Origin of the sequence: Streptomyces carpinensis, assembly GCF_002154505.1 — a bacterium.
Taxonomy (GTDB): Bacteria; Actinomycetota; Actinomycetes; order Streptomycetales; family Streptomycetaceae; genus Streptomyces; species Streptomyces carpinensis.
In genome coordinates this window covers 219-11,435 of sequence record NZ_MUBM01000442.1, presented here as the reverse complement: position 1 = coordinate 11,435, position 11,217 = coordinate 219, and the positions used below count along the sequence as shown (strand labels likewise).

At 73.1% G+C, this 11,217-nt stretch carries 8 protein-coding genes and 1 pseudogene; 3 read left to right on the top strand and 6 right to left on the bottom strand.

Annotated elements, in window-relative coordinates; translation table 11 throughout:
• The 6 genes from BZY54_RS42530 to BZY54_RS42505 form a co-directional block, all read right to left on the bottom strand.
• On the bottom strand, positions 1-643 hold a 643-nt coding region (locus tag BZY54_RS42530), incomplete at its 3' end, for an NAD(P)/FAD-dependent oxidoreductase (protein ID WP_208640934.1).
• A 32-nt stretch (positions 644-675) separates the two neighbouring features.
• On the bottom strand, positions 676-1,851 hold the full coding sequence (locus tag BZY54_RS42525) for an MAB_1171c family putative transporter (RefSeq protein ID WP_086730722.1): 1,176 nt from the start codon (positions 1,849-1,851) through the stop codon (positions 676-678).
• 58 nt (positions 1,852-1,909) lie between these two features.
• Complete coding sequence (locus tag BZY54_RS42520; RefSeq protein WP_244217610.1) at positions 1,910-3,091, bottom strand: MAB_1171c family putative transporter; 1,182 nt, start codon at positions 3,089-3,091, stop codon at positions 1,910-1,912.
• The gene (locus tag BZY54_RS42515) at positions 3,088-3,600 is read right to left on the bottom strand and encodes a toxin (protein WP_086730721.1); all 513 of its coding nucleotides are present in this window, start codon (positions 3,598-3,600) and stop codon (positions 3,088-3,090) included. The genes BZY54_RS42520 and BZY54_RS42515 overlap by 4 nt, the downstream gene beginning before the upstream one ends.
• 140 nt (positions 3,601-3,740) lie before the next feature.
• The gene (locus BZY54_RS42510; RefSeq protein WP_086730723.1) at positions 3,741-4,973 is read right to left on the bottom strand and encodes an MAB_1171c family putative transporter; all 1,233 of its coding nucleotides are present in this window, start codon (positions 4,971-4,973) and stop codon (positions 3,741-3,743) included.
• A 333-nt stretch (positions 4,974-5,306) separates the two neighbouring features.
• Positions 5,307-8,273 (bottom strand): glycoside hydrolase family 35 protein, encoded by a 2,967-nt coding sequence (locus BZY54_RS42505; protein ID WP_086730720.1) that lies wholly within the window; start codon positions 8,271-8,273, stop codon positions 5,307-5,309.
• A gap of 121 nt (positions 8,274-8,394) precedes the next feature.
• Between BZY54_RS42505 and BZY54_RS55200 the strand changes: the two are divergent.
• The 3 genes and pseudogenes from BZY54_RS55200 to BZY54_RS42490 all read left to right on the top strand — a co-directional run.
• Positions 8,395-8,551 (top strand): annotated as a pseudogene (locus BZY54_RS55200) (transcriptional regulator); the annotation flags it as partial.
• A gap of 214 nt (positions 8,552-8,765) precedes the next feature.
• Positions 8,766-9,416 carry a DUF4360 domain-containing protein gene (locus BZY54_RS42495; protein ID WP_086730719.1) on the top strand — a complete coding sequence of 217 codons (651 nt, stop codon included), beginning with the start codon at positions 8,766-8,768 and terminating at the stop codon, positions 9,414-9,416.
• 41 nt (positions 9,417-9,457) lie between these two features.
• Positions 9,458-10,942: a hypothetical protein gene (locus BZY54_RS42490; protein ID WP_086730718.1), complete on the top strand. Its 1,485-nt coding sequence runs from the start codon at positions 9,458-9,460 to the stop codon at positions 10,940-10,942.
• Positions 10,943-11,217 lie beyond the last annotated feature (275 nt).

The following is an 11,217-nucleotide window of genomic DNA, read 5'->3' as shown; positions in this document are numbered from 1 at the left end:
CGCCCGCGGGCGTGCGGTAGACGCGGGTGGCGTTGACCAGCCCGGAGTCGACGACCCTCTCCCGCACCCCGGTGATCCCGAGCTCCCCCAGCCAGGTGACGACCCGCGACCCGCGCCCGCTCGCGTCGACCACGAGGTCCGCGGCCAGCTCCGACGGCTCCCCGCCGGGCGCCGCGACCCGGACACCGCGCACCCGGCCCGCGTCGCCGACCAGCCCGACGGCCTGGGCCCTGCGGACCTCGGCGCCGGTGTGCGCGAGGACGGCGTCCCGCACCGTCCAGTCCAGCAACGCGCGGGTGCAGCTGAGCATGCGCGGCCCGTCGTGCCGCCAGCGGCGGAACCAGCCCTCGGGCGTGAGCGCCACCATGCCGGAACCGAGCGGTATCTCCCGGGCGCCCGCGGCCAGCAGCCGCTCCCGAACGCTTGTGCCCGGCACGAGCTCCTCCATCGCGGCCAGACCCCCGGCCATCAGCAGATGGGCGTGGCGCCCCTGCGGCAGTCCCTTGCGGTGCTCCGGCCCGGCGGGCAGGTCGTCGCGGTCCAGCACGACCACCTCGTCCACGGCGGTGCACAGCGCCGCCGCGGCCAGCATGCCGGCCAGGCCGGCACCGACGACGACGGCTCTTCGGTGACTACGGGGCATGGGCATGGGGCTCCTCGGAGTAGGCCATGGATTCAGCCATGGGGGGTCCTCACCGTACTTTCGGGTGCGGCGGTCTCGGCGGGCGCGTGGGCCAGGGCCAGCGCCAGTTCCACCAGCCCGCCGGTGCCGGACACCTCCGTGGCGTGCAGGCGGTACCCGCTCGGCGCCTGAAGGGGCTCCTCACGGGCGGCGGCGCGGCGTGCGGCGTCGGCGAGCATCGCCGCCTCCGCCGCGATCCGGGCCTCGTGCGCGCCGCGCCCCGCGCGCCGGGCGGCGGTCAGTGCCCGCTCGCGGACCCCGTCGTCGAAGTACGGGGCGAGACCCAGCAGGGCGTCGTGGATGGACACCTCCCGCCAGTGCAGCCGCGCCCGGGGCGACTGCCACAACGAGCTAGGCGGTCTGGGCGCGTTGGACCCGAACCGCACCCGCGACCACAGCGGCCCCAGCCTGCGGTAGTCGCGCAGGCTGCGGGCGTGCGCGACGAGGAGGGGCAGCAGACGGGGCAGCACGTATCCGGCGGAACACAGCAGGGCTCCCAGCGAGGCGAGCGGCGGGGCGACCTTCGTGGACAGCACGTCCAGGTCATGGCCCGACCAACGCGCCACCACCGCCGTGTACTTGGTCAGCTGGAAGCCCACCACGTCCAGCAGCGACCCAGCGAGGATCAGCCGCAGCCCGGCCCGCAGCAGCCCGGTGACCTCCTGGCTCCACTTCACGCACAGGGCGCACATCGTCAGCGTCGCCGCGCTGTGCCCGACCAGGTAGAGCAGGATCATCTCGCGTAGATACGGCGTGTTGGCGTAGTACGTGTCGAGGTCGGTGAGCCGCTCGGTGTGCGCGTCGCCCAGCGCGAACAGCACGACGATGGCGGCGACCAGCGGCACGTACGCGGCGATGCTGCGCAGCACCATCCGGCGCACCCGTTCGCGGGGGCCGCCCCGCCAGTGGATCACCAGGATCAGCAGCGAGCAGCTGTACGCGCAGAGCATGCCGTACGTCAGCGGGGCGCCGAAGTTCGGAATGCCGGTGAGGTCGTTGACGGTGGCCAGGGTCAGCGGCGCCGAGCAGACGAACACCAGTGAGCCGAGGACGATCGCCACGCACGTGGACAGGGTCAGCGGATCGCGCACCGCCGTACGCGGCCGCCGCAGCAGCACGACGGCCGACAGCCCGAACAGCCCGGCCGCCAGATACACGACGAGACTCACGCCCGGCGCCCCCGCCCGAGGTGACGGGCGGCACGCGGGGGCAGCGCCCGCGCCCCCGTCACACCGCCCCCGACGGCGTCGTACCACCGCGCACGTGCCCGGACGGCGCGCCGGCCGTCTCCAGCTCCGCGGCGATCCGCACCAGCACGGCGGGACCGGGCACCCGGTCGCCCGGCCGGCCCTCCGGGTGGCCGTGCGGTGCTGGCCGCCGCCCCGGTTCCCAGGGGCCGCGGACCGCGGACGTGATGACGGCTGCCCATGCGGCGGCCTCCGCGTGTTCCTTGTCGCCGGTGGCCTCCAGCGCCGCCCCCCGGGTGCGCTCGTACAGGGCGGGGTCGAAGGAGGCGTCCAGGTAGCTGAGCGCGTTGTGGATGCTGGTCTGCCGCCACACCAGCCGTGTGGTGGGGGAGGACCAGCGGGGGCGTGGCAGGCGCAGGGCGCACCGGGTCAGGAGGTCGTCCAGTTCGCGCTCCAGCGGCTCCAGACGGGTGTACGTCCGCCAGGACCGCAGCCACTCCGCCAGCCGGGGCCCGGCCAGCGGCACCAGGATGCCGACCGACGTCAACAGCGCCCCCAGCCCGGCCGCGGCCGGCGAGACGGTCGTGCCGAGCGCCGACCAGTCCCGCCCGCACCAGCGCGCGGCCACGGCGATCAGCTTGGTGACGCTGTATCCGGCGTTGCACAGCGACCCCAGTCCCAGCGTCAGCAGCCCGGCGCGCAGCCAGCCGCCCACCTCGCGCGCCCAGCGCAGCGACGAGACGGTGGTGACGCTGACGGCGGCCAGGTGCCCGAGCAGGTACAGCACGATCATCTCGGCGATGAACGGCGTCGTCGCGTAATAGGTGTCGAGGTCGGTACGGCGCTCCACCGGCGCCCTGCCGAGCGCGAAGCTGACGGCGATGCCGACGAGCACGCACGCGTAGGCCACCATCCAGCGGCGGACCACCCTGTGCACCCGCGGACCGCCCCGCCAGTGCACGACGAGCACCTGGGAGGCCGCGCTGTAGGCGGTGATCGACGCGTAGGTCAGGGGCGCGGCGAGGTTGGGCACGCCGCTGAGCCGGTTGACGGCGCCGACCGTGGGCGCGGCCCCGAGCAGGAAACAGACGCCGGCCAGGCCCAGCACCACACAGATCGCGCGCAGATAGGGGTCGTGCCGGTGGCGGAAGAGGTCCGGGGTCTTGACCCCCAGCCCCAGCCACAGCGCGCCACAGCTGGCGTAGTTGATCAGGCCGCTCATCTTCTCCGTGTCCCGCGGTAGTTGAGCGCGGCCCCGATGCGCCCGGCGATGCCCTCGTCACCGCCGGGGTCCGTGGCGGGCACGGGGTCCGGCGGGGCGTCCAGCCAGGTGCGCAGCCGGCCGCCCATGAGCATGCCGAACCGGTCGGCCTCCTGCTCGTCCGCCAGGCTGAAGTCGGTGCGTGCCGCGACGGGGCGGGGCGCGCCGGTGCCCCCGACGGGCGAGGCCGCGGCGTCCGCGTCCCGCCGCTTCATGTGCCACACCTCGTGACAGAAGATCACTATCTGGTGCCACACGGCGGCCCGCCGGTCCACGACCACCACGTCCTGTGTCTCGCCCTCCAGCCACAGCCCGCTGGCGGTGTGCGGCGGGAACACCTCCCGGCGGACGACGACCGGCCGGCCGCGCCAGGCGGCGACGGAGTCGACGAGCGCGGCGAACAGCGTCTCGGGGTCGGCGGGAACCGGCAGCCCGATGGGGTCGATGAGAGTGTCGGCGAGCCGCCGCATCTCCCTTTTCCTACGCACCTGTTTCCCCTCGGTCCCCCGCTTGCCGCCTCGTTCGTCCCGTCGCGCACCGCCCCGGCCGGTCCCCATCATCCCCGCGCCGCCGGGAGCGGGGAAAGGCTCTGGTCCTCCTCCCACGGCACTCACTCACGGAGGGCACGCTCCCCCCGGGGCAGGCTCGGCGCGTCGGCGGCGGCACGCAGGCGGACCGCGCGGACGCGGTCGTGGCGGCGCAGGGCGCGAGAGACCGCGCCGATCTCCCGCAGCAACTCGGCGGTGTCGCAGCCGGATCTGCCGTCGCCGTCGTGCGCCGGGTGGTCACCGGCCTCCACCGCGTCCAGGATCGCCACCGCGGCGGCCAGCGCCCGCGCCTCGTCCGGCGCGTACCCGAGTTCCAGCGCCGCCTCGTGGGCCCGCCGGCGCAGCCGTTCGTCGAGGCGGCGGGCCAGCGTCAGCAGCACGTCCCGGATGAACGTCTCGCGCCGGGTCAGCCGCAGTTCGGGCCCGCCCCGCCACTCGGGCCCGCCGCGCGGCAGCGGGGCCGGGCCGCCGTCGTCGACGGTCCGCATCAGCAGGTACAGGGGCCGCAGTTCGTGGTGGGCGAGCCGGATCAGCCAGCGGCCGTGCAGGTACTGGCCGGCGTGCGGCAGGATGAAGCCGACCGCGATCAGAATGGCCGAGACACTGGCCACCGGCGGCGCGAGGTCGGTGCTCAGCCAGTCCAGGTCGTGCCCGCTCCAGCGAGCCACGACGGCGGTGAGCTTGGCGGCGTCGAAGCCCAGGTTCAGCCCGTATCCGGCGCCCAGAGACTTCAGCCCCCAGCGCAGCCAGGCGTCGAGCCCGTCGGTGCGCACCCAGTTCCACACCAGTCGGAAGGCGATGAGCACGGCCACGGTGTGCGCGAGCAGGTAGAGCAGGATCTCCTCGCGCATGAAAGGGGTGCCGACGTAGTACGTGTCCAGGTCCCGCAGCCGCTCCACGGGCACGTCGGCGAGGGCGAACAGCACCCACAGGGCGACGATCACGCCCGAGTAGACGGCGACGACCCGGCGGATGGCACGCCGGGTCGCGGCCGAGCGGTCGGCCAGGCCTTCCCGCCAGACGATGATCAGCACCAGGCAGGACCCGCAGAACGCGGTGAGCAGTGAGTACACCCACGGCGCCGAGATGTTCGGCACGCCGGTGACCCGGTTGGTCCAGTGGATCGTCGACGGCGCCACGAACACGAACACCGCGCAGGCGAGCAGCAACAGACCGCCGACCGCGCGCAGCAGCGGATCCCGCCACAGCCGGACGATCGTGGGCAGCTTGATCACCAGGGCGGCGGTGAGCACCGCGGTGGGGATCCAGAAGGAGATGGACAACTCGCCCGCCAGCGCGGCGGGGTCGAGCGCGAGCGCGGATGCGGCGGACCGGTACGCCAACTCGCCCGGATGGAAGGGCGGTTCGTGCGGCAGCGTCACCGCGCCGCCGTTCCGCGCGCGCCCGCGAAGTGCATCGCCCGCTCCTTCCGGCCGCCCGTGCCGGGGCGGTTGTCCGAACCTACGTGGACGTAAGTGTCCCCGACACGCGGTCCGATGACCGTTGTTCAACCGGGAACGACCCGGGAACGACCGGAAAACGACCACGGTGCGGGTGCCACCGCGGGGCGCGCCGAGAACGGCGCGGTGACCGCCTGCGCGGTCGACCGCGCCCGCGCCGAGCCGAGCTCAGTGGCCGGGGGAGGCCACCGGCGTCACCGGCACCCCTCCGGCCGCACTGCCCAGCAGCGTCAGCCTCACCTGCCCCGGACCCGACGGCGTGCTCGGCTCCGACAGGACGGCCAGGGCCAGGGTGTTGGTGCCCCGGGTGCGCAGGATGCCGTTGGGCAGGACGAAGGTGTGCTGCGGGCCGACGTCGTTGATGTACTGGCCCAGGTTCCAGCCGTTCAGGAAGATCTGCGCCCGGTAGGCCCGGTGCGGATCGTCGTCCAGCGTCAGCCCGACCGACGCGTCCACGCCCGGGTCCACCGCCAGCTCGAAGGTGGTCCGGTACCAGGTCACGCCCTGCCGCCGCTCGGCCCGCGGGAAGGTGACGGCCTCCCAGTCGCGATCCGGGAACCCGGGCAGGTGCCAGCCCTCCCGCTCCCCGTACAGCCCGCCGTTGTTCAGCGGCCCGCGCACCGGGTCGGGCGCGGCCTCGCCCTGGACGCGCCAGCGCACCTCGGGCGCGCCCCCGCGGAAGGCGACCGCGGTCAGTCCGCGTGCCACCTTGTGCGTGTCCTGGGCCTTGCCGTCCTGGTCGTGCGCCATCCGCCGCACCAGGACCGACAGCACGTGCGGGCCGTCCGTGCGCAGCCGCTCGCCCACCGGGAAGACGGCCGTGGCCGTCCAACTTCCCTTGCGGATCGTGCCGATGTCCGGCACCGGCATCCGGTGGGTGCCGATCGGCTCTCCGTCCAGCCACGCCATCAGCAGGCCCTGTGTGCCGGTGCTGTGGGTGAGGGAGACCGACTCGATGCCGGTGGCGTCGGTGAAGGTGCCCCGGTACCAGACGTCCCCGTAGTGGAAGCCGTAGTCGTCGGCGAACAGCACCGGCTGCCCCGCGGGCACGGCCGTCGTGCTGTGCGAGGCCGTCCTGTCGGCGACCTGCCACGTCGAGTCGTCGAAGCCCGGCCCGGACTCCGGGTTCTCCTCGCGCATCCGCCAGCCGTCGAGCGCGGGCAGTTCCACCCTCGGCACACCGGCCAGGGGTGCGGCGGCGCGCAGGCTCCCCGAGCCGGTCGCACCGGTCGGCACCGGCCGGCCGTTCCACGTCACACCGTCGATGCCGCGCGGCCCCCACACCTCCAGATCGGTCGCCTCCACCGTGTCACCGGTCAGATGGACGGTGGAGCCGCTCAGGGTCGCGGTGCGCAGCAGCTTCGGGCCGTACACCAGCAGGGGCCCGGAGGTGGTGTCGTACGGCCACAGGCGCAGGGAGGTCTCCTCGTCGGCGAACAGCAGCAGCAGCGGCCGGTCGGCCTCGTCGCCCTCCACCCGGACCCCGATCAGCCCGCCGGCCCCGAGGGGAGCGGTCACCCGCAGCAGACCCTGGTCGTAGACGTCCGCGGCCTGCTGGCTCAGCCGGGTGACCAGCGGCTCCTGGGCGCACTCCAGGACGACGCGCGCCATGTCGCCGCGGCGCCCGCAGAACACGGCGACGTCCTGCCGCCCGGCGGCCTGGAACAGCATCGGCTGTGCGGTGGCGTACCGCACCCTGCGCCGCCCCAGCGACAGCCCGGCCACCATCAGCCGGGCGTCCCCGCCGGGCACGGTCACCGGCAGGTCGTCGCCACCGGCGCGCAGCGTGGACGACACCTCTTTGTCGCCGTCGTTGCGCAGCACGTAGACGTGCGCGTCCGTGTCCGGGTTCTTCAGGTGGTACGTGGTCAGCCCGGCCGCCTTCACGTCCCGCGCCCGCTCCAGCTTGGCGAAGTCCGGGATGCGCTGCAGCATGTGCCCGATCTGGTGCATCGGCACCAGCTTGTCGGTGGGCTGCCGTCCCTCGGTGAAGGCGGCGCCGTAGTCGTACGACGTGTAGACGACCGGCGCGGGCAGCCATCCCCAGGAGGTGCCGCCGAAGGTCATGTACACGTTGTGCAGGGTGATGCCGTTGGCGAGGTTGGTCAGGTAGAAACGCCGCTCGTACGCCGCGTCCCGGGTGCGCCGCGACTCGTCGTACCCCTTGCCCTCGAACCAGACCCCGCCCCACGGGTCGAACCAGCCGCCCCCGAACTCCGGGAGGAACCCGGGCGTGCGGGGACTGGCGGTGGCCCCGCCGGTCGCCCCGCCGCTGCCGAAGGTGCCCCAGTCGGGCGGGGTCTTGGACGGCGAGGGATATCCGTCGAAACCGTACAGCCAGCGCCCCTTCTCCCCGCCGGTGTCGAGGGTCCCAGGGGTCCAGTAGCCGTTCCTGGACTTGTCGTTGTGGAAGAGGGGGACGTCGATGCCGTCGGCGCGCACCTTCTTGTACAGGTGGGACATGTAGGCCCGCCCGGTGGCGTCGCCGACGTACGAGTCGTACTCGTTCTCGATCTGGTAGAGCAGCACCGTGCCGCCGCCCCGGGTGAACAGGTGCCGGGCGGCGATGGAGTCGACGTGGGTCAGCCACTCGTCGACGTGCTTCAGGTAGGTCGGATCGGCGGTCCGGGCCCTGCCCTCGGTGGTGGTGAGCCAGCCGGGGAAGCCGCCGCCGTCGATCTCGGCGTTGATGTAGGGACCGGGGCGCAGGACGACGTACAGCCCGGTCTCGGCGGCCATGCGCAGGAAGAGGTCCAGGTCCCGGACCCCGGTGAAGTCGTATCGGCCGGGGGCGGGGGAGTGGTAGTTCCAGGACACGTAGATGCTGACGGCGTTGTAGCCGTGGGCGCGCATCTTCTGCAGGACGTCCCGCCACAGCGAGGGGCTGGGCAGCCGGAAGGGGTGCATCTCGCCGGACCACAGCACCAGCCGCCTGCCGTCCACCAGCAGCGAGTGGCGGTCGAATCCGACGGTGTGCCGCCGCCCGTCGGCGCTCGGCGGGGGCGGTGGCGGACCCGTGGGCACCTCGCGCGCCGCGTAGGCCGACGACGCCCCCGGCCCGCCACTGCCGCCCAGGGCCAGGCCGAGCGCGGTGGTGCCGGCGAGGGCGCCGAATGTACGTCTGCTGAGCGCCAAAGGTGTGCCTCCCGGGCGGATCTTACGGGGCGCGGGTGTCGCCATTCTCCATGGCCCCGCAAGTCACAAGGGACCCATGAGGATCTCGCCACGGGCGGACTACGGGGGAGCGGCCCCGGCGTTGACGTACACGGGTTCGGCGCGGCCGCTGCTGCCGCTGTGGGTCGCCCCGCGGGCGGGCGTTCGCAGGGTCCTGGAGGGCGTCACGGTGGGCCGACATCGCCGCTTACGCCCTGCCGGAGCCGGTGCGGCGCCCGGCGGCGGGGGAGAACCCGTAAGCGGTGGGGCGGGTTCCGTGATTGGCCGGAGAGCGGCCTTATCGCCCCGCCGGGGCTGCGTACGATGCGAACCGCTCCCGGCCTTCACCGCGCATCCATGGTTCCTTCACGGCCCGGGAGCACGCGCATTGAACTGGCATGGACATGTTCAACTGGCAATGCGTTGACGCACGAACGCAAGGCGTCGTGACCCCCACTGAACGGATGGAGAACCATGGCTGGCGGACTGCTCCTGAGCAGCGCGATCGCCGCGCTCCTGACCACCGCGCTTCCCGCGCACCCGTCGTCCCCGGTGGTGACCGATCCGCCCCCGGACAAGATCGTCATCGATGTCGCCACGGTCAACGGCTCGGGCTGCCCGCAGGGCACCGCCGCCGTCGCCGTCTCCCCGGACAACACCGCCTTCACCGTCACCTACAGCGACTACCTCGCCCAGGCGGGCGGCGACTCCGACCCCACCGCCTTCCGCAAGAACTGCCAGCTCAACCTGATCGTCCATGTCCCGCAGGGCTTCACCTACGCCATCGCCGGCGCCGACTACCGGGGATTCCTCTCGCTCCAGCCCGGCGCGACGGGCACCCAGCGGGCCTCGTACTACTTCCAGGGCTCGTCCGGCACGGCGTTCAAGACCCACCCGTTCAACGGCCCCTACAACGACGACTGGCAGGCCACCGACAGCACCGACTGGGCCCAACTGGTCTGGGCCCCCTGCGGCGTCCTGCGCAACTTCAACATCAACACCGAGCTGCGCGTGAACGCGGGCGGCTCGGCGCCCGGCAAGGTCAGCTTCATGACCATGGACTCGACGGACGGCGACATCAGCACGGTGTACCACCTGGCCTGGAAGGAGTGTCCGAAGTCCTGACGGCGCGCAACCGCCGTGCACCGCAGGCCGTCTGATGTCACATGGGTGCACTGTGGGCGAACCGGAAGTGGCGGTACGCGGTCCTGGCGTGCGTCACGGCCCTGGTGGTGGCCGTGGCGTGCGCCCTGGTTCTGACGGCGGACGGCACCGACGGGGCGAGCCGGGCCGTCCGGGCCAAGGCGTCCGGCGGCACGGACGCGACCGCCTGGAAGCCCGACCCCCACGGGACGGCGACGGCCACCGGAAAGGCCGTGCTCAAACTCCGCTTCGCGCTGAACGTCTTCTACCTGCCGCGCTACAACCCGTACAAGCAGACGCCCTTCGCACCCGAGTACAAGATCGACCTCAAGGCGTTCCCGGCCTCGCCCGGCCAGAACGCGGGGCCCGTCAGAAACGTCCGTGTCTCCCTCGACCTGACCGCCTTCAAGGGGAAGGCGGAGATCCACGACGTGAACAAGGGATACGGCTGCGTCCGGACGGGCTTCCGCGTGGACTGCGCGCTGGAGGACATCAAGTCGGGGGAGGGGGCCCTCTTCGTCCCCTTCTCCGTGACACCGAAGAGGCCCGGCACGGCGCTCGGCCCGGCCGGCTCGTTCACGATGACCGTGCGCAGCGCCGACGCGCCCACCATCCGGCACACCACCCGCCTGATCGTCGGCTCCCCGTACCTCACGGCCCGGCACGACTACCCCAGGCTCACGGACGTGCGCGCGGGCGGCGAGATGCGGCTCACCCCGGCCTTCGGCAACAAGGGGGACACCGCTGTCGACGGCGGCGTTTCCCTGGTGATCTCCAGCCAGGAGGCCACCCTGCTGCCCCGGTACGGCAACTGCCGCTACAACAAGCCGAGCGGCGCCACCCTCGCGTGGTGCGACTTCCCCGGGCCGCTGCCCGCCGGGGCGGCGTACGAGACCGACGGCCCGGTCGTCGCCGTCGCCGACCGGACGGCGCGCACCGGCGACGTGTTCTTCTCCGTGTGGCGCACCGTCGACGCCGACTACCTGTCGCGGCTGCCCGCCACCGCCCCGCGCGGCAGCGGCGCCCCCCTGCGGCTGCGGCCCGTCGACGGCAGCGCGTTCACCGGCATCGACACGCGGCCGAGCGAGTCGGCCGGCGCGGGGCAGGGGTTCGAGACCACGCAGCTGTACGACGTGGAGGCCATCGGCTTCACCATCAAGGGCAAGATCGGTCAGGAGACCGACGTCACCGTCCCCTACCCGAGGGGCCAGGGCTGGAGCCGGCCGGACGGGCCGGGCAAGCTCTGGGTGACCCTCCCCCAGGGCGTGACCCTGATCGACGTGCCTCCCGAGTCCCACTCGGGCGACATCCCGTACTGCTACCCGGACCCGGAGAAGCAGGGCCGCGCCGTCTGCCCCGGACCGGAGCCCCCCGGCACGGTGATGCGCGTGCGCATCGACAAGCGCGTCGAGGGGGCCCTGGGCAGCATCACGGCCCACTCCTACCCGTCCGTGGACCCGAACCAGCAGAACAACACCGCGCCGGTGAAGGTGGAGTACCTCCCGTGAGCCGGGCCCACTCGGCGCGCACACTCACGGTGCGGGCCCGGGGCGGGCTCGGTGGACGTGCGGGTGGTGCCCCCTCTCCGCCTCGGGCCGGTGGTACAGGAACCGGAGTTCGGGGAACTTCTCCGCCTCGCTAGGGCCTCTCGTTCGGATCATGCCGGGCTCGCGGGCCCTGGCACGCACTCCCCACTGCCTCAAGGGCGTGGGCGGTGCCCCCAGCGGCGTTGTCGTCGGTTGCCGACGCTCCGAGCCATGTGGGCGGTTCGGCAACGCCGCTG